This window comes from Deltaproteobacteria bacterium CG11_big_fil_rev_8_21_14_0_20_42_23, assembly GCA_002796345.1.
Taxonomy (GTDB): Bacteria; UBA10199; UBA10199; order 2-02-FULL-44-16; family 2-02-FULL-44-16; genus 1-14-0-20-42-23.
Map to the genome: position 1 here is coordinate 576 of PCXC01000029.1, position 18,831 is coordinate 19,406.

An 18,831-nucleotide genomic window follows, 5' to 3' on the forward strand; every position below is an offset into this window, starting at 1 on the left:
TCTCTCAGAAATAAAAAAGGATCCTTTCGGATCCTTTTTTATTTCTGGCGGAGAGAGAGGGATTCGAACCCTCGGTGCCCTTTCGAGCACAACACCTTAGCAGGGTGCCCCATTCGGCCACTCTGGCATCTCTCCAAGCTTCACTACAGCCGAAGCTCATTAACTGCTCTTTTCTTATTTGTCTACCCTTCTTTTGTTCGAAAAATCCGTGGGAAATAGGCTCCAACTCTTTGCCTGTAGACTTTATATTCGGGAAAAACACTTTCCAGCTTTTGCTCTTCCACAAAAGCTCGGTACCTCTGTGCCGCTAGCCACAATACAACTAAAGTCCAATTGCACCACGACGGCACATCGCATGCGCAGCCCAGCATAACAATGCTCTCACCCACATAGACTGGGTGCCGCACAAAACGGTAGAGGCCTTTCGTGATCAACACCCTGGCCTCGGTGAGGATGCTAAACGATTTTCCCAAGGTGCAAAATCCTGTCAGCGTAATAATGTGGCCTACAATCAGAAAAAAGAAGGCAAGTTGAGAAAAATTTCCCGGCATTTTACTTTTTAGAGGATGAAAAAATGAAAAAATCCATGGAATGTGACGAAGAGCTTCTATTTGCAACAAACGATGCGTCTCATAAAGTGCTATTGGCGTTACAGCGCAAACAAGTGGCAGTATAATTTCCACCGTTTTGTTTGCCCGCACTTTTGGAGCATGCCGAAAAAGATAGGCATAAGCGAAAAAAACAAACACACCCATCACTAAAATCCAGTTTATCCACGAAAAAATGGTGAAAGCCTTCGGAAATCTGGAAAATTGATCGATCTGAAGCGCAATACGATAACTAATATAGAGCAGAAAAAAGGTGCTCCCCAACCACTTGGAGGCCCATTCCAGGGCTGGTTCGTGAATGCCCTGCTGTTTTAAGGATCGGAAACGGAGGAAAAGGAAAGGGCTGGTGCAAAAAATAAAAAAAATTGCCAATGGCGCAAAGAAGTGGAGTGTAATCATGTTCCCCCTTTAAAAACGAAAAGACGATATATCTTGCCCTGATTCGCAGCACAAGCTTTCTTGCCGAGCAAGCACACGTGCCTGAAATGCCAATTTCAAGCTTTTTAAAAGGAGTGCCGAAAATCTGTACCAGGCTGTCACTTTTCAAGCCTTTGAAATTGAAGAGACTTTTCGTCCATTTCTTCACAACCCTCTAAAATCAGAAGGCTTTCTTCTCATCAAAAAATATCCCTTATTTATCAAGAACTTACAAAAATTCAGTTTCTAGACTAAAACCAAAAAACTTCCTATACTTGCAACAGCTTCTTGAGAAAGGCCTAGGGGGAGGGAATGAATATGTCATCACAAAAGGGTTTTACACTAATTGAACTTGTTTTGGTCATCGCCATTCTGGGTATTTTGTCCATAAGTGCCTTGCCGCGCTTTATGTCACTTGCCACAGATGCAGAGAACGCTTCAAAGGATGGGGTTTTGGGGGCCGTGCGATCTGCCGTGGTGATGAGCCGCGCCGAGAGCATGATCAATGACGGCGGCGATGGCGTCTTCCCGGCTACACTTGATGCTGAAGCAGCTGGAGAATGTGCCAACTGCTTTTCAAGCATTCTTTCATCCGGGATCAGTGACCCAAGCTGGCAGAAAATCGACAACCAAACCTACAGTTTTGATGATGGAACTGGTGCGGTGAATTACGAATACGACAGCGCAACAGGAACGTTTGTGGAAGCCGCTGCCGCGCCATAAGTTTTTTGAAATTTACTCTTTTTTCACGGCTGATTTTTCGAATGCACCTGGAAGGAGATCTGAGAGACAAGCTACACTCACATCTCCTTTTAAGTTTGTCATGATCACTTCCATTTTTGGCGAGAACTCAAATAAAATTTGCCTACAAATACCACACGGCGCAATTGGCCCATCGGTGTTAGCCACAATAGCGATGCGCGAAAATGATTTACTTCCTTCCGAAACAGCCTTCATCACCGCAACACGTTCGGCACAATCGGTGAGCCCATAACTCGCGTTTTCTACATTGCAGCCTAAAAAAACTTTTCCGCTTTTCGTTTCAAGCGCAGCTCCCACCTGAAACTTTGAATATGGTGCATAAGCTTTTTTGCGAATAATCTTCGCTTTTGCTATTAATTTTTTCTGATGCGCGGTAATTTTCATTTCTTTCCTCTAGTTTTTTTCTTTTTCTTCGATTTTTTCTTCCTGTTTGTGCACTCGCTCTTTGGCAAGCTCTTCTAGCTCGGCATGCTCTTCGGCACCAAAACGAATATAATTGAGCGCCATCTCTCTTAATTTTTTCTCTGCTTTTCCAAATACTGAATGAGAAGGATAGCTTCCATTTTTCACTCGCTTCCCAGCCGTCACCCCGGTGAGCACTTCTATTCCTTCTTCAATAGTTCGCACGGAATAGATCTGAAATTTTCCTTTTTTCACAGCCTCCAGTACTTCATCTTTGAGCATCAGGTGTCGCTCATTTTGCCATGGGATAATCACACCTTGCTTGCCGGTGAGGCCACCCTTTTTGCAGACATCGAAATAGCCTTCAATTTTCTCGTTCACTCCACCAATGGCTTGAATTTCACCCATTTGATTCACGGAACCTGTCACGGCAATACCTTGCGAAATGGGTAAGCCCGAAAAACTTGAAAGCAAAGCGTAGACTTCGGTGGACGAAGCGCTATCGCCATCAATGCCTCCGTAGCTTTGTTCGAAGGCAACGGAAGCTGAAAACGACAAAGGGAACCCTTGGCCAAAACAGTGTCGAATGTAACCGGTTAAAATGTGAACACCTTTATCATGCGTTGGGCCAGAAAGGTGTGACTCGCGCTCGATGTTTACAATGCCAGCTCTTCCCAGCGATGTGCTTACCGTTACGCGCGAAGGTTTCCCAAACGAAGCATTGGCCAACGAATACACGGCAAGCCCATTTATTTGGCCTACTTTTTTAGATGAAGTGTCAATCATGATCACTTCTTCATCAATAGCTCGCTGAATATATTCTTCCACTCTGCTGTGGCGATAGTGCTTCAGCCGTAAAGCTTCATCTACGTGAGCTTTCGAAATTGACTTCGACTTTTTTTGCTCGGCAATGTGGTTTGCCTCGCGCAACACATCGGTGATGTAGGTGAAACGTGTCGAGAGTCTGTCGCGCTGACCAGATTCTTTTACTCCATATTCAAGCAAAGCTGCCATTCCACTTTTGTCGGGCAAGAGGAGCTTGCCTCGATCACACACGGCTTTCAACACAGCAGCAAATTCTTTGAGGCTCGTTTTATTTTTTGGCATCGATGTTTCAAAGTCAGCCAAAATTTTGAAAATTTTTTCAAACTCATCTTCGTGTTCCCACAAAAGATGATATAACCAACTTGGACCAATCAACAAAACCTTCACCGAAATTTCTATCGGTTCTGGCTTGAGTGCTACCGGCACAAACGGAGAAAGAATTTCCGGTTGTTGGATAATAAGCGTTTCGGTTTTGAGGACACGTTTGAAGTGATCCCACACATAAGGTTTTCGCAGCACATCTAAAGCATGCACAATCAGGTATCCGCCATCGGCCTTCAGCAGAGAGCCTGCGCGAATGCGGCGAAAATCGGTTGTAAAACCACCGCCGGGAGTGTTGTTGTATTCGATTGCTCCAAACAGATTGGTAAAGGTTGGATTATTTTCTTCCACAATCAAGCACGTTTTTTGAGTGCTTTTTTCCACTGTATCCACATTCAACACATTCACTTCATAAACCCAAAAAGGATCTTCTGCTTGGAATGCCATGGAAGGAGCAAACATCATCATTCCTTCTTGCGGCTTTTCTTCTTTAGCAGAAAAGTGATCGAGGTTTTTGAGAATGTGACTTTTCACGCGGAACAAATACTTGCGCACTTTTTCATCTTGATATCGACTTTTCAAATCATCGATGAGTCCATCCAACACAAATGCACCAGTACGTTGAGTGAGATGATCTAAGTGTTCGTTCATCTCTTTTCCCAAACTGCGAGCTTTTGCTAAAACTGTTTTTAATTCGGAAGAAAATTTTCTGTATTGAGAAATAAGTTTTTCTCTTTGCTTTGAAGAAAGCTTTCCTTCTTTCACATATATTTCAAGCCGGTCTGGCGGAACAGCTTCTTTTCCAATCAACGGGAAAACAGCGGGGGCAATGAAGTTGCCGTCTTGCACTTGTATGAGCGCAAATTTTTCTTGTTTCAAACGTTCTGCAAATTCTTCGAACATTTTTTTTTCTTCGCGTTGATATCGTTCTAGCAGCAGCTCTTTTTCTTTTATCACATGAGTTGCTTCCAATGCTTTTGGAATATCGGCACGCAAAACACGGATAAGATTTTTCATGTCATCGCGAAAATGGCGGCCTTCGCCTTGTGGAAAGCTAAGCAAGATGGGCTGATTTGCTTCTGCAAAATTGTATACGTAGCATCGATCTTGCGGAGAGCGGCAATCTGGTTTGAGATGTTCCAACGTTCTGCGAATTGTGGTGGAACGCCCGCTTCCCACCATGCCCGCTACATAAATATTGTAACCAGAACGAGAAATGCTAAGCCCCGTTTCAAGTGCAGCAATGGCACGATCTTGCCCCACCGCATAATCTGCTCCCTGAAATGTTTTTGGATTTTTGTAAAAGGAAAGGTCCGCAGAACTGCAAAACCAACGAAGATCTGAAGCTTTAAGTTTTTTTGCTTTCATCCGCGCAAAGTGCCACATGACCTAAAAAGAATCAAGCAGTGAAGAAATAATGAATTAATGATGAACTTCGGTTTTAATTTTTTCGAGCCATTTCACCACAAGAATGTGGGCATGGTTGCTAAGGCGTTCTGGAACTTGATGCGTTTTCATCACTTCCATAAAAGCAGTGAGTGCTTCTTGCGTTTCACCAACGGTAAGCACTTTTCCTGCAGCTTGAATATTATCACGAGCTTCTTTTGCCGTAGCCACAAGCATGCGGAACATATTGTGCACGCCATCATCCACATCACCCACTTGGCTGATGACGCCACGCAGAAACTCTTCAATGTCGGTATCTTCCCGTCGCATGTTTTTTAGTATATCAAGAACTCATAGGCGAGGGAAACAAAATAATTTTTACCAAGAATACTGGTCTGCTTAAATCAATTATGCTAGGATTCTGAGACGTGAAAAAAAAGTACCTCCCATATTTTTACACTGCAAGCGGCATTGCCTTTTTTTTCTTGCTTGTGCTGGCCTTGCTTCCGTTTCTTGTTTCGCTAACGCCTTACAAACAACTTATTGTAGACGAACTTGAACATCGCTTTCACGCGCATGTCACTGTGGATTCTTTTCGTTTTTCTCTTTTACCAGCTCCTCATTTTAATATTGAAAACCTTAGTATCCATCCAAGAGATGAAAAGTTTTCACAACATCCCCTCATGGTTATTAAAAACATTACGGGAAATCCTTCGTTTTCAGATTTAGTTTTTCACCAAAAAGTGAGCACCAATTTCGAGCTTCATTCACTTACACTTTTTCTCTCTCAAGATGATCAAGGAGCCACAAACCTTGATTCATTTTTTTTCACGAATGAAAATGAATCAAAAACAAATTTAAGTTTTGAAATCAAATCGCTTCACGTCGAAAAAGGAAGTATTCATTTTTTAAACAATGGCAACACAAGTTACTCCATAAAAAACTTTTCTCTGGAATCATTGAATGCAACAGAGTTTTTTTCTCGTGGCAGCGGCGTTAAAATTAAAGCTGGGCTTAACAATGCAAGCCAGCAAAACCTGGGCCTCGTTGGACTTTTGAGTTTTGACCAAAAAACAAACAGCATTTTGCTTTCTCGTGGACAAATGCAATTTTTGAATACACGTCTCGCCTTCAACGGCATGTTAGAGTGGGGGAAAACTCCAAATCATTTTCAGTTTCACATTGCTTCTTCGCAGTTTAATCAGCAAACCCTTGAAAACATTTCTCCTTCGTTGGCTCAACTTTTTCCCCAAGCACTGCAGTGGAACGGAAACGCAAGCATCGATGTAACGCTTGAAGGAACGCGCGATGACTACACGGTTGCATTTGCAAGCAATGCCACAGAATCGCAAGTGTATTTTCTTCCCTACTTCTCTAAAGATGCTGGCGTCCCGCTCAGCATCGATTTACAGCTTCACCTTCTTCCAGGAAAAATGAACATCACCGAAAGTTCAATTCACTTGCAGCAAAACGCGTTTAGTTTTTCTGAAAAAAATGGAACTGAAGAAAATTCTGCACGCACTTTTCATTTGCATGGTGAAGACATCGACTTCGAACCACTCAAACCGTATTTTCCCTTTCTTGCAATTGTTGATGATGCAAAACAGCTCACCTTTGATTTCACTTTTAATCCAAACGCAGAACCACTCTACAACGGAACGGTGAGTGCTCACACTTTTTCTCTTTTAGAGACGCAAATGGAAAAGGTGCACTTTTCTTTTTTTGAAGAAGCAGGTGGAATTCAGTTCACCGGTATTGAGGCTGGTTTTGCGGGTGGAAACTTTTCTGGAACTGGAACTCAGTCACACACTTTTCCACATGCATATCAGTTTCAGTTTATTGGAAAAAATGTTGAGGCTTCTCGTTTAAAAACGGCTCCACTTTTTTTTGTAGGATCAAGTGACGTGGTTGCAAATCTTTCCACTTCAGGCGCAACAAAAGATGAACTGCTCAAACATTTTCACTGCGATGCCACACTTCTGTTGGCGGAAGGAAAAAGTGAAGGCCTCGCTCTTCCTCAAGCGCTTCTGCGAGAACAAACACTTGAAAATTTAGGGATCACCGAAAAAAATTCATTACTCGCTCAGGATACAGAAAATACTTCGGTGAAAAACCTGAAAGCTGAAATCAGCACATCTTCAACATCAACTTCTTTTGATGCACTCCAATTTGAAAATGATTTTGGAAACGTTTTGCTCCAGGCTAAACTTTCCGAAGAAAAGATTTTTTCTGGCAATGGCGTTTTCACCCTTTCTCCAAAATGGAAAAACAAATACACCCAAGCCTCGCAAGCAAAAGAAACCCTTCAGTCGCTGGCTCAGCTTAAAATTCCATTTCAGATTTCTGGAGATGAAAGCGCGCTCACTTTGTCTGCCGATCAAAACTTGCTGGCGTCGCTGCTTAAAGGGGAAAAAGGTATTTACGACCTCAACATTGTGAAGGAAAAACTGAAAGCGCCTCCGCCAACTCTAAGCCTTCCCACAGAAGAAAAGAAAAGTCTGCCGGAACAAACTGCGGATAAAGCAAAGGCAGCTCCAAAATCGCAGCTTTCTCTCGGTGAAAAGAAGAAATCTCTCCCCCCACAAAAAGCGAAGGCCACCACAAAAAAACAAAATGATTCTTCCCAAAAATTAAATGACGACGACCTCTTTGATATTTTTCAAGTGATCATCGGAAAATAATTTTCCCTTCCAAAAGCTTTCTTCAGGCTATTTTTAGCTTTACGTCAAAAAACAAACATCACTCCCTGCTTGAGATGGTGAAAAAATTCATCATGCCTATTTGATTTTTCATTTTTTCGTGGTATCATTGACCGGTTATGTCAAAAAACCGTTTTCAGCTTTTGTTTTTTTTCAAACTTCGCTTTGCCTCCTTTCATGAACAAAGGCTTTTTTCCTTCTTTCTTTTGCCTTTTTTGCTTCTTTCACTTTTTCTTCTTTATACACCTCAACTTTCGTTTCAGGCAAAAGCCAGCATAGCTCCAGAAAATTCCCCGGAGAAAAATATCCTCATTCAGAATGCTGAGCATGGGCTTGCTCCCACCAAAAAACCGTATCGTGAAATTATTGTCAACACAGCCGCCACAAAACTGACGCTCTACGAAGACGGATTGCCGGTGAAAACCTTCCCCATTGCGATTGGGCAGAAAAAATACCAAACACCCGAATTTGATGCCGAAATTTCTCGTATCGAGTGGAACCCCAGCTGGTATCCGCCGAAAGACGCCGAGTGGGCCAAAGATGAAGTCGTCACTCCTCCTGGGCCAAAAAATCCGCTGGGCCCAGCAAAAATTCCGCTCAAATATGGCATCCTCTTTCATGGCACTCCCAATAGCCGCAGCATTGGCAGCGCTGCTTCACACGGATGCATGCGCATGCATAATAGAGATGTGAAAGAATTGGCGTGGTATCTTCAGGAAAATTACTCGAAAAAAAATAACCCCAGCTACAGAAAATTGTATGAGAAAAAAAATGACAAGACCTACGTGGTGAACTTGGAAGAAAAAATTCCGGTGAAGGTTCGCTACGAACCCATTGTGGTGGAGGGAAGCAAGCTTCACTTTTACCCCGACTACTATCACTTCACGCGAGGAAAACGAAAAGCGTTTATTCTTTCTGCGCTTTACAATGCTGGCATTGAGCTAAAAAGTTTGAGCGATAAAAACATCGAAACGTTATCGGAAAATAATAAAATCAACAAAATCGAAATCAACACTCTTCTTCGTGAAAACGAACGTGAAGATTCCCCAAAAACTTGTGGGTAAAAAGCAAACCCTTTTGCCTCATTTTTAGGCATCTCACCAAAAAGTGCCAGGCACTTTTTGGTAAAACTTTAAAATTTAATTTTTACTTCGCCTGATTTAATTTTTGTTTGGCATGCTAATCGACATGGTTTTTCGCAGCCCATCAACTTTTCTTTTTCGTTTGGCTCTTCAAGATTTTCATATCCTTCAAGCACTTCTACTTCACACGTTGCGCACAAACCAGATTCACAGCCAAACGGCACGCCCAACTCTCGTGCGGTTTCGCGGATTTCGGCTCCATCGGGAAGCTCTAAACTTTTCTCTTCGGTTTTTAATTTCGCCATCTTCTTCATCCTTCTTTAAAGGTTAAGTGATTCAATTATTTTTTCTGAAAGCGTTGCAAATGGATTCACTCCATCCCGCAACGCATATGGTTTTCCGGCTTCAGCGCCTTCCATAATTTCTGACATGAGTGCAAGCTCGCCAAAAAAAGGAATATTAAATTCTTCTGCCAAACGCCTTCCACCTTCTTTACCAAACGGATAATATTTGCTTCCATGCTCGCATTCAAAGTAAGCCAAATTTTCCACAACTCCAATGAGTGGAATATTTACTTTGCGAAACATGTCGACACATTTTCGAACATCATTCACAGCGATTGATTGCGGTGTTGTGACCAACAGCACACCATCAACCTGCAAGGTTTGGATCATCGTGAGATGCACATCGCCCGTTCCTGGAGGAAGATCAAGCACCAGCACATCAAGCTCACCCCAATTTACATCCGACATCAGTTGCTGCAAAAGCTGATGCACCATAGGTCCGCGCCAAATCATCGCCTGTTCTGCAGGAACTAAATTGCCCACCGAAATAGTTTTTATCCCAAACTGAACAACGGGATTCATTTTATCATTTTCTCCCACGGTTAAACCAACACCTGCCAACCCCATCATGTGCGTTACCGATGGACCGTAAATATCGGCGTCCAGCAAACCCACTTTTTTCCCTTGTTTGCCAAGAGCCACGGCAAGATTTACTGCGAGCGAAGATTTTCCAACGCCGCCCTTTCCACTTGCAACCGCCAGCACTTTTTTTGCGCTGGGAATAAGATTTCGTTTTTGAACTGAACCGCGAATTGAAATGGGTTCTGAAACGCCTGAAGCTGATATCATTATTTTCTCCTTGGATTACTGTGCACATCTCGGCAAAACAGCTTGTGGCAACGAAATGCTGTCTTCTCGAAACTCTCGCATCAAATCAAGAGCATACTTCACTTCTTCCACATGCCCTTTCGTTTTTACATTTCGCCAAATTCTCCGCACAAAACCTTTGTGGTCGATGAGAAACGTTGCGCGCTCTCGTTCAAGCCCCAAAGCCTTTCGCCACCAACTTTCGTGAAACACTCCGTAGCTTTTTGCAATCTTGCCGTCTTCATCAAAAAGCAAAGGAAATGAAAACTGAAATTTGTTTGAAAAATTCCGATGTGAGTTCAAATCGCCCTTACCAATTCCAAGCACTTCAACTGACTTTGCTTGAAGCGATGCATAAGCATCTTGAAACTGACACAGTTCTTTTGTGCACACTGGCGTGTTATCCTTTGGATAGAAGAGCACAATCACTTCTTTTCCCAAAAAGTCAGCAAGCTGTAACTGAGGCCCCAAGCTGCTTTCAGCGGAGAAGGCTGGAGCTCTCATTCCAATAATCAGTCCATTTTGATCCGATTTCATAGGCTCACCAATAGTCAATTTGTCAAAAGAGGCAAGCACTATATGTGGCTTGACAGGAGCGGATTTCCTTGACCATGAGAACGTCATGCAAAAGGCGAAGCTTCGAGAAGAGGCAAAACAATTCGGTTTTGATTTATTGTGCGTCGCACCAGCCAAACAATTTAAAGAACACCTCACCCTTAAAAGCTGGATTGACAAGGGTTTCCACGGAAGCATGACGTGGCTGGAAAAAAATGTGGAGAAACGCCTCGACCCCCTCAAGGTAATGCCGGAAGCAAAATCCGTAATCGTGTGCGCTACAAATTACAATACCGCAAAACCTTACTCCACTGAACACTCGCCACTTGCAAACGAAGACAGGGTATGGATTTCCCGTTATGCGTGGGGAGACGATTATCATGAAGTCTTAAAAAAACGCTTTCTCGCTTTCTGCGAACAGCTTCACCAACAATTTCCTGATGACATTTTTCGCGCCTATACCGACACCGGACCGCTCACAGAGCGAGTGTTTGCGCAGCATTCCGGCTTGGGTTGGGTTGGAAAAAACACATGCATCATTCATCCAAAGCTTGGCTCATTTTTATTTCTCACTGCTATCATTACTTCACTTGAACTTGAACCTGATGAAGTGATGAGTGATCACTGCGGAAAATGCACGCGTTGCATTGACGCGTGTCCAACACAAGCTCTCAAACCATATGAGTTGGATGCCAGAAAATGCATTTCGTATCTGACGATAGAACACAAAGATAAAATTGATGCAGAACTAGAAGAAAAAATGGGAAAGCATCTTTTTGGCTGCGATATTTGCCAAGATGTGTGTCCGTGGAATCAAAAATCACAACGAACCGAAGATGTACACTTTCAAGCGCGTGAACATTTTTTCGCGCCAACGCTAAAAGAATTTAAACACCTTGTGGAAACTCAGTATCCACAAGCCTTTAAAAACTCCCCACTCAAACGCGCAAAAAAAGAGGGTTTGCTGAAGAGCCTGGCAAGAATTGAAAAGTTGAAAAAAGAAAAATAATTAGTCTGCAATCGGAAAATCTTTTTCCGCCCATTCAATTATCCCGCCACCAAGTGAATACAAATGCTGATACCCTTTTTGCTTTAAAATATTTGCAGCTTTTAGTGAACGAACTCCAGAGCGGCAATAGCAAACCACTTGCCATGACTTGTCTCATAAAATGCTTTCGGCTTTTTCTTCAAGCTGGTCCAAGGGAACATGAAGCGCACCTGGAATATGTCCTCCATCCCACTCTTGCTGTGTGCGCACATCCAGCAAAATACACGGCGCAGTTCTGCTGCAGCTTCATCGCTTTTTTGATTTAAATCTTCAGCCGAAATTTCCACAATATCAGGAAAATCGCGTTGAGCTTTTTTGTGCAAAAGTTTCCAAATAAATTCCATGAGTGCTCCTTTATTTTTTTCGCGCCACAATTATTCCGTCACGAAGGGGAAGAAGAGTTACATCAAAATCTGAATGATCATAAATCATTTGGTTATGTTTTTTGATGGCTTCATTCCAACCAGGATGTTTGTTTTCAATTACCTTTTCAGCAACAACATTTCCATGCCACAGCGCATTGTCGGCAATGTAAAGCCCACCGCGGGAAAGCCGCTTGCAAGTCATTGCAAAAATTTCGGGATAGGAACCTTTGTCGGCATCGTTGTAGATGATATCAAACGTGTCATTGCTTTGAGAAAAAATATCTTGCGCTTTTCCAATATGATACTCGATGCGATTCCAAAGATGTGCTTCGGTTAAAAATGTTTCCGCTTGCGCCTTGTTCTTTTCGTCGGTGTCGGTGCACACTACTTTTCCGTTTTCACCAACAGCTTCTGCAAACCAATAGGCTGAATATCCAAAGCCAGACCCAAATTCAAACACACGCTTGGCATTCATAAGACGAGCAAGAAGCAAAAGCAGTTTTCCACACGAAGGACCAACAATGGGAAACTGACGCTCCGCTGCCAAACGTTCCATCGCTCGCAAAACCTCAGTGTGATTGTTCACAGAAAAAGTGTGAAGATACTTTTCGATATCGGGATTAAGAATGGAAAACATAGTGAAGTGTTTTGTTCCTACATAGTTTCGGTTTCAACCGCCACATCCATTCCCACGACATCGCCTTCTTTTGTGGTCTGACGAAGTTCAACTGAAGTTGGCGAAAGTTCCACAATGCGCTGAAGAACATCTTGAATTTGCGATTGCGGCGTAGAGGTTCCAGCGCCAAGGCCCAAGTGTTCTACGTTTTCGAACCATTCAGCTTTTATTAAATCTGGCGAATCAATGTGATACGTTTTTTCTGGTAAATATTGCTGAGAAATTTTTGCGAGGTTTGTAGTGTTTGAAGAATCATAACCACCAACGATCAACATGGCATCCACCCACTGTGCAAGCGATTCCACTGCGCCTTGCTGGTTTTTTACGGGCTTGCATCTGGTATCAACTGCTTTGAGGTTTGGATATTTGGTACGGCGAAGATATTCCACGAGAGAATCAAATTTTTCTTTCGTAATTGTGGTTTGGCAAATCACCACTACATTTTGCAAGTCATTGGGAAGTGCATCAATTTGGGCTTCGGTATAAACGGCATGCAACGGTTTTGAAGCGTAAGTTCTGCTGGCGATAATTTCGGCATGCTCGGGATTTCCAATAATGACAATGTCTGCGCCTTGATGATCAAAGGTTTCAATTTTTTTGTACACCCATTTCAGCAACACAGGACAGGTGGCATCATGGTAAGTAATCCCATGTTTTGTTAATTCTTCTTTTAGTTCTTTGGGATAACCATGCGCGGTGATCACCACATCGGTGAGCCCTTCTTCTTTAAGGCCTGCAATATCAGAGTAGCGGTCGTAAATGGGAATACCTTCTCTGGCAAGATCGCCCACAATTTTGGGATTATGCACAAGCGGCCCCAAAATAGGCTTTCGTTTTTCTTCGGCTACATTGATGGCAGCTTGAACTCCAAAACACGTTCCTGCTGCATGTGCGATAATCACTTCCATAATTTTCCTCACTTCAGATAATAAGTCCGTCACTTCTAGGCTGATTCTTCCTCGATAATCCAGCTTTTTTTTCATTCCTTTCCCCAAAAAAGAAGAGCCCGATTTTCTTCGCGGAAAATCGGGCTCTTAGAGAAAGAAAATGTTGAAAATTCAAACGCTTAGCAACCGCAAGCGGCTTTCCAGTTTTGATCTACTTGCTTCCAGTTCACCACATTCCACCAAGCCTTCACATAATCTGGTCTGCGGTTTTGGTAGTTGAGGTAATAGGCATGCTCCCAGACATCAAGCCCAAGAAGCGGAATACCTTTATGAGGTGCTGCTCCTTCCATAAGCGTATTGTCCTGATTTGCGGTAGAGCACACAAACAATTTTTTCTGATTTTTGCACCAAGAAAGCCACGCCCAGCCAGATCCAAAACGAGTTGCTGCTGCCTTTGAAAACTGCTCTTGAAACGATTCGAAAGAACCGAATTCTTTTTTGATGGCATCAAGCAAGTCGCCAGTTGGCTCTCCACCTGCGTTTGGCGCCATCACTTGCCAAAAGAGACTGTGGTTATAGTGGCCACCACCATTGTTGCGAACAGCTGTTCGTTGCGCTTCTGGCACTTTGTCTAAATTAAGGCAAAGCGCCTGGATATCCATATCAGCAACTGCTCCACCAGCTTGCTCAAGTGCTGCATTGAGATTGGTAACATACGCGTTGTGGTGCTTGCCATGGTGAATTTCCATCGTCTTGGCATCCACATGCGGTTCCAAAGCCGAAAACTCATACGGTAGTTGAGGTAATGTGTGCATAACGTCCTCCTATGGTAAAAGGTGTGAGCAAGAGATTGCTTACGGACGAGTAAATGTGCCGCTTGAAGAAAAAAGTCAATGCCTAGTCTATGGAATATTTTCAACAGAAAGTACTACCATCGGCGAACAGGGCCGGTATCAACATGCACAAAACGGTTTCGGCCGTAGTAGCCAACGCCACCACTTTGCAGCGAAATGACATAATTGCGAAGGGTAAGAGATGGAACTTCGGCAAGCTTGATATCCATTGCCCTTCCCTTCATGTGAAAGCTTTTGGAAGCCACGCGTCTTGAATGCTTGCGAAGGCGCGCGTTGTACTCTGGGCTGCGATATCCCGAAATAACACTTACCTTGTCTGCCTCGAAATGATCTTGGACGTGATCGATAAGCTCGATCAGCTTCAAGGAAATGGGAAACTCTTCATCATTATAGTGACATTTGAGCAAAGCATTAATCTCGCGCAAGGCTTCTTGATTGTAAAACCCTTGGATATCCCGATATAGCAGTTCTTTTACTTCGCCGGTATTCACAATGTTGAAGGTAATATGGCCATCGCCAGTGTACTTAAATACAGACGTATGTTCTACGCTGGTGGAACCCGAGCCGTACGGAAAGCAAACAAGAACAAAGAAGAAAAGGCTCGCCAAAAGAATTTGAAATGTTTTATACGTTTTTTTCATATGAATAGTATCGGTTGTTCTTCGAAAAGGTTGCGCTTCCCTAGTGGACTTTGGGCAAAAAAGCAAGCCTTTGCTAGCTATCTAGCTGGAATTGTGTTGCTTTTTCCACTTTTGCTTTGGGCAGATTTTCCCCTTCCGCACGACGGGAAGCTAAAGCTTTACAGCTATCACCACGACGAATTTCTTTCGGTTGAATATGAGAAAGAAGGAAAACTTCAAGAGCAGGCGTTGAAGCAAATTGAAAAAATCTTCCGCTCTCACGAAGACAACACGCAGCATGCCATCGATCCAAATCTCATTCGGCTGCTGGATCATATCCAAGATCACTTTGCGGCCGATACGGTCGAAATCATTTCGGGCTTTCGTAGCCTTGCCTACAATGCCCAGCTCAAAACAAATGGGCACAACGTAGCTTCGGAAAGCTATCACACCAAAGGTTTTGCAGCCGATATTCACTTGGATGAAATCAGCGAACGTGATCTGTGGGAATACGTCAAGAGCTTGCACCTTGGTGGCGCTGGCTATTATCCCCGCTTTGATTTTGTGCACGTTGATGTAGGCCCCAGAAGAATTTGGCAAGAGGCCGACAGCACAACGCGCCAGCTCATTGGAACTGAAAACAACAAAAATGTAACCTGGTCAGCCACCACAAATAAAAACATCTATAAACAAAACGATTCGCTAGAACTCACGCTTACGAACCAAGCTTATCACGCACAAAAGCTAAGTCGAAATATTTGGCTTGAAGGATTTCGCGAAGGCAAATGGCAAACACGCGTTCGTATTTTGAAGTCGCCGGGAAAACGAGTGGCAGCAGGTGCCAGCAAAGAGCTCACCCTTTCTCTTTCTTCCGCAAAACCTGGAAAATACCGCCTTGTAGTTTTTGCAGATCGCAAGTTCAAAGCGCTCACCTGTTTTATCGAATGAGTTTTACCTGAAAAAAGATTGAGCTCTGCTCTTCTTTCCGTTACCATAAAAGATTGTGTTCATTTCACTGTTCTCAAGAAAGGATAACTTATGAAAATGCGTCTTTTTGCTTCTGCACTTCTGTGCACTCTGCTTGTTTCTTGTTCCGGTGATGGTGGTGGCTCAGGAGAGAGTCCCCTTGGCAATCTTGGTGCTGAACCCACAAAAGAGCTCAGCGATACCACTAAAGACATTGTGGGTGATTTTCTTGACTTCATGTTTGAAGGGGAAGTGTTAGCCGTTCCAGACAGCAGACCAGTTGCGTCACCAGTAAGGAGTATGCCTTCAGATTCTTCTTCAAGTGTGAACGACTCCGCCGAAGTGAGCGTTAATAGCAGCGTAAAAAATACCGCCGTTTCCTCTGATGCCACAGAACAAAAAATTCTTTCTTGGATTGAAACTCTCAGTGAAAACGATGAAGCAAACAGCAGCTCAAAAACCATCACACGAACCGGAACTGAAAACGGAAGTGGAAGAACAACCTGGACAAATCATGAATCAGAATTTTATCCAGGCACTACCATTGATGGTTTTATTCAAGTAAACAAAAACTCTTCAAACTACTCCGCAAACGCAGAAGTAAAACGAACGTTTCATGATCTTGCAAGACGGTACTATGGAAAAAGTATTAACTTCAATGGAACGGTGACCAGAACTTTAAATGGAACTATCACTCTAATACCTCCACCACCAGAACAAACTGAAGTTATCGCGCTTGATTTCACGGAAAAAGTGAAATCGATGAACATCACCCTTTCTGGTGATGTAAGTGGAACCCTTAACTCAAACATTCAAGTGCGTGTAAAGGGTTCGTTTGGTGACGTTTCCACTGATCCCTTTTTTGAATGCAGTGGAAAATTTGTGTACACCAATGGTGACGATGTAGAAGTGTGTAACATAAATTCAAACTGCTTCGGCTGTTTGTAGCAGAAATGCTATTTTTCTTGAAAAGCTCCTCCCTAAAAAGAGGAGCTTTTTTTTGTTTTATTTTTCTACGGTACAAAAACGTTTCATCGCTTGAACAAACTGCCTTTTTGTAATTTCGGCGTGCGAATCGATGGCACCTTTCACCAAATCTTCTGCGCTTCCGCCCATGTTTATCCAGTGGTCGGCCTTGGCTAAACCAAGTCCGCCGTAGCTTTGCCACAAGACCTCACGCATGTTTAAACTTCCATCTTGAAGTACGCTGGCAATCCTTCCTTCAACTCGCAACTTTTCTGCAGTTTCTTGTGAACTCACCGAGGCCACAAACTGATACAACACTTCTCCCCAATCTTGACGATATGCTTTCTGACCCTGAACCAACGTACATAACTGTGACATGTTTCCTCCTCTTGAAAGTGTGCACAAGAGAAGAGCAAACTCAGTGCCAAAAAATGAAAACGCCAGTAAATGCTTATTTCATCAGCGTTTACGGTGATCGCCTCAAAAGTGTAGCCTTGAGATGCTGATTTATCTTCGACGTTTTTATCCATATCAATGCAGAAAATAAAGTTGTCTCACTGCATTATTTTCTTGAATCTCGTAGCAGCTTTGTGAAAGGGTGATCCCACAACCATTTCTCATGAAGGATACTCCAACTATGTTAAAACGCATTTTTTCACTTTTGTTTCTTTCCGTTTTTCTGTTCTCGTTTTTTACTGCGTGCAGCAAAAAGAAGAGTGTTAGCTCATCAGGTTCAGATCAAACTTTTGTTTTTAACAATAGAACTGAACCAGAATATTTAGATCCAGGCTTAGCTGCTGATACGCAGTCTTCTAATGTTATTGTCAATTTGTTTGAAGGTCTAACGCGCTATCATCCCAAAGATCTTTCTGTTCTGCCTGGTGTGGCGCACTCGTGGAAAATAAGCACTGATGGAAAAACCTATACATTTTTCCTTCGCCAAGACGCAAAATGGTCTGATGGCTCTGCAGTTACCGCAGAAGATTTTGTATATTCTTGGAGAAGGGTTGTAAATCCTAGCACGGCTTCAAACTATGCTAGTCTTTTGTATTCAATAAAGAATGCACGGGAGATTAATTCTGGAAAAGAAAAACCGGAAACGCTTGGAGTGAAAGCCTTAGATCCGTACACCCTCGAAGTGCAGCTTGAAAATCCTACACCTTACTTTTTACACCTCACGCAATTTTATACGTATGCGCCTGTGCAAAAAAAGACACTCGATGCCTTTGGCGACGATTGGACAAGGCAAGAACACATCGTCAGCAATGGGCCCTTCATCTTAACCGAGTGGATTCCACAAAAGCATATTGTGATGGAACCAAATCCTCACTATTGGGGAAGAGACGAAGTAAAGCTCAAGAAAATTTACTTCCTTGCCATTGAAGACCTCGAAACTTCACTTAAAAAATATTTAGCCGGCGAAATTCATTTCCTAGATGAACTTCCTCCCATCAAACTTGATGCCCTTCGCAATCGCGCGGATTTTGTTGATGGTCCGTGGCTTGGCACTTACTATATCGAAGTAAATACAACGCGACCCATCCTCAACCAAAAACTTGTCCGACAAGCATTGGCGCACGCCATTGATCGCAAGCAGCTTGTAGCAGTTTTGAAAAAGGGAATTCCAAGTTCGACTATGACTCCGGAAAATGTAAATAACTATATTCCACCTTCGGGTCATGAGTTTAATATCGAAAAAGCGAAACAACTTTTGGCTGAAGCTGGCTATCCAGAAGGAAAAGGATTTCCAAAATTTGTTATCAGTTACAACACCCACCAAACACATCAGATTGCAATGGAAGTGGTACAAAACATGTTGAACAAAAATCTTGGAATAAATGTTGAAGTCCAAAATCTGGAATTCAAAGTGTTGTTAAAGCAGCGTGCAGCTCTTGCCCACGACCTTGCGCGCGCAGGTTGGATTGGTGATTTTTTAGATCCTTACACTTTCCTCGAACTCTACACCACTACAAGTGGAAATAACCACAGTGGATGGAGTAACAAAGAATATGATGATCTCATCCAGCTTTCAAACACCATTTTAGATCCTCAAAAAAGAAATGAAGTGTTGCAAAAAGCTGAGCGCATTCTTTTGGACGAATCTCCTATCGTTCCTCTTTACACGTACACAGAGCCATCGCTCATCAGTCCAAAAGTGACTGGTATTTATCACAACCTTCAAAATATTGTTCCACTCAGAAATGTTTCGATGGGGGAAAACAAATAGGACGAAGTCCTCTT

General features: G+C 43.0%; 21 protein-coding genes and 1 tRNA gene. 7 read left to right on the forward strand and 15 right to left on the reverse strand.

All coding sequences use genetic code 11. The annotated features are described in order from the left end of the window. Positions 1 to 45: 45 nt before the first annotated feature. Both COV43_03400 and COV43_03405 read right to left on the reverse strand, forming a co-directional pair. Positions 46 to 135, reverse strand: a tRNA-Ser gene (locus COV43_03400). A gap of 47 nt (positions 136 to 182) precedes the next feature. Beyond that, positions 183 to 1,007, reverse strand: coding sequence for a hypothetical protein (locus tag COV43_03405; protein PIR25884.1), 825 nt, complete (start codon positions 1,005 to 1,007; stop codon positions 183 to 185). A gap of 330 nt (positions 1,008 to 1,337) precedes the next feature. Here COV43_03405 and COV43_03410 point away from each other — a divergent pair, with 330 nt between their 5' ends. Then, on the forward strand, positions 1,338 to 1,748 hold the full coding sequence (locus tag COV43_03410) for a hypothetical protein (protein PIR25885.1): 411 nt from the start codon (positions 1,338 to 1,340) through the stop codon (positions 1,746 to 1,748). 12 nt (positions 1,749 to 1,760) lie between these two features. Here the strand turns inward: COV43_03410 and cdd are convergent, their stop codons facing one another. From cdd to COV43_03425, 3 genes are read right to left on the reverse strand one after another with little or no spacing between them, the layout of a single operon-like run. Continuing rightward, the gene (gene cdd / locus COV43_03415) at positions 1,761 to 2,171 is read right to left on the reverse strand and encodes a cytidine deaminase (protein PIR25886.1); all 411 of its coding nucleotides are present in this window, start codon (positions 2,169 to 2,171) and stop codon (positions 1,761 to 1,763) included. A 9-nt stretch (positions 2,172 to 2,180) separates the two neighbouring features. Beyond that, positions 2,181 to 4,721: a hypothetical protein gene (locus COV43_03420; GenBank protein ID PIR25887.1), complete on the reverse strand. Its 2,541-nt coding sequence runs from the start codon at positions 4,719 to 4,721 to the stop codon at positions 2,181 to 2,183. 36 nt (positions 4,722 to 4,757) lie between these two features. Further along, a complete protein-coding gene (locus COV43_03425; protein ID PIR25888.1) occupies positions 4,758 to 5,051 on the reverse strand; it encodes a hypothetical protein in 294 nt (97 codons plus the stop codon). A gap of 98 nt (positions 5,052 to 5,149) precedes the next feature. Between COV43_03425 and COV43_03430 the strand changes: the two genes are divergently transcribed. Together COV43_03430 and COV43_03435 are read left to right on the forward strand one after the other, a co-directional pair. Continuing rightward, positions 5,150 to 7,402 (forward strand): hypothetical protein, encoded by a 2,253-nt coding sequence (locus COV43_03430; protein PIR25889.1) that lies wholly within the window; start codon positions 5,150 to 5,152, stop codon positions 7,400 to 7,402. Positions 7,403 to 7,539: 137 nt separating this feature from the next. Next, on the forward strand, positions 7,540 to 8,484 hold the full coding sequence (locus COV43_03435; GenBank protein PIR25890.1) for a hypothetical protein: 945 nt from the start codon (positions 7,540 to 7,542) through the stop codon (positions 8,482 to 8,484). 68 nt (positions 8,485 to 8,552) lie between these two features. Here COV43_03435 and COV43_03440 read toward each other — a convergent pair whose 3' ends face one another. From COV43_03440 to COV43_03450, 3 genes are read right to left on the reverse strand one after another with little or no spacing between them, the layout of a single operon-like run. Next, positions 8,553 to 8,807, reverse strand: a complete 255-nt coding sequence (locus COV43_03440) for a ferredoxin (protein ID PIR25891.1) — start codon at positions 8,805 to 8,807, stop codon at positions 8,553 to 8,555. A 15-nt stretch (positions 8,808 to 8,822) separates the two neighbouring features. Further along, positions 8,823 to 9,635, reverse strand: coding sequence for a chromosome partitioning protein (locus COV43_03445; protein ID PIR25892.1), 813 nt, complete (start codon positions 9,633 to 9,635; stop codon positions 8,823 to 8,825). A 15-nt stretch (positions 9,636 to 9,650) separates the two neighbouring features. Then, positions 9,651 to 10,406 carry a hypothetical protein gene (locus COV43_03450; protein PIR25925.1) on the reverse strand — a complete coding sequence of 252 codons (756 nt, stop codon included), beginning with the start codon at positions 10,404 to 10,406 and terminating at the stop codon, positions 9,651 to 9,653. Here COV43_03450 and queG point away from each other — a divergent pair. Continuing rightward, the gene (gene queG, locus COV43_03455) at positions 10,276 to 11,217 is read left to right on the forward strand and encodes a tRNA epoxyqueuosine(34) reductase QueG (protein ID PIR25893.1); all 942 of its coding nucleotides are present in this window, start codon (positions 10,276 to 10,278) and stop codon (positions 11,215 to 11,217) included. The two genes, COV43_03450 and queG, sit on opposite strands and share 131 nt — an antisense overlap. On the opposite strand, the gene COV43_03460 is transcribed toward queG, so the two are convergent. The 6 genes from COV43_03460 to COV43_03485 all read right to left on the reverse strand — a co-directional run bounded on the left by COV43_03460 (position 11,218) and on the right by COV43_03485 (position 14,679). Further along, positions 11,218 to 11,355, reverse strand: coding sequence for a hypothetical protein (locus COV43_03460; protein ID PIR25894.1), 138 nt, complete (start codon positions 11,353 to 11,355; stop codon positions 11,218 to 11,220). Between the two features lie 15 nt (positions 11,356 to 11,370). Beyond that, on the reverse strand, positions 11,371 to 11,478 hold the full coding sequence (locus COV43_03465) for a hypothetical protein (protein PIR25895.1): 108 nt from the start codon (positions 11,476 to 11,478) through the stop codon (positions 11,371 to 11,373). 132 nt (positions 11,479 to 11,610) lie between these two features. Then, positions 11,611 to 12,258 (reverse strand): methyltransferase, encoded by a 648-nt coding sequence (locus tag COV43_03470; GenBank protein PIR25896.1) that lies wholly within the window; start codon positions 12,256 to 12,258, stop codon positions 11,611 to 11,613. A 17-nt stretch (positions 12,259 to 12,275) separates the two neighbouring features. Next, a complete protein-coding gene (gene ispH, locus COV43_03475) occupies positions 12,276 to 13,280 on the reverse strand; it encodes a 4-hydroxy-3-methylbut-2-enyl diphosphate reductase (GenBank protein ID PIR25897.1) in 1,005 nt (334 codons plus the stop codon). An 83-nt stretch (positions 13,281 to 13,363) separates the two neighbouring features. Next, complete coding sequence (locus COV43_03480; GenBank protein PIR25898.1) at positions 13,364 to 13,999, reverse strand: superoxide dismutase; 636 nt, start codon at positions 13,997 to 13,999, stop codon at positions 13,364 to 13,366. Positions 14,000 to 14,112: 113 nt separating this feature from the next. Then, on the reverse strand, positions 14,113 to 14,679 hold the full coding sequence (locus COV43_03485) for a hypothetical protein (GenBank protein PIR25926.1): 567 nt from the start codon (positions 14,677 to 14,679) through the stop codon (positions 14,113 to 14,115). Between COV43_03485 and COV43_03490 the strand changes: the two genes are divergently transcribed. Together COV43_03490 and COV43_03495 are read left to right on the forward strand one after the other, a co-directional pair. Next, a complete protein-coding gene (locus COV43_03490; GenBank protein PIR25899.1) occupies positions 14,545 to 15,606 on the forward strand; it encodes a hypothetical protein in 1,062 nt (353 codons plus the stop codon). The genes COV43_03485 and COV43_03490 overlap by 135 nt on opposite strands. 90 nt (positions 15,607 to 15,696) lie before the next feature. Continuing rightward, on the forward strand, positions 15,697 to 16,572 hold the full coding sequence (locus COV43_03495) for a hypothetical protein (protein ID PIR25900.1): 876 nt from the start codon (positions 15,697 to 15,699) through the stop codon (positions 16,570 to 16,572). Between the two features lie 57 nt (positions 16,573 to 16,629). On the opposite strand, the gene COV43_03500 is transcribed toward COV43_03495, so the two are convergent. Continuing rightward, a complete protein-coding gene (locus COV43_03500) occupies positions 16,630 to 16,968 on the reverse strand; it encodes a hypothetical protein (GenBank protein ID PIR25901.1) in 339 nt (112 codons plus the stop codon). 241 nt (positions 16,969 to 17,209) lie between these two features. Between COV43_03500 and COV43_03505 the strand changes: the two genes are divergently transcribed. Next, complete coding sequence (locus tag COV43_03505; GenBank protein PIR25902.1) at positions 17,210 to 18,817, forward strand: peptide ABC transporter substrate-binding protein; 1,608 nt, start codon at positions 17,210 to 17,212, stop codon at positions 18,815 to 18,817. Positions 18,818 to 18,831: the final 14 nt, after the last annotated feature.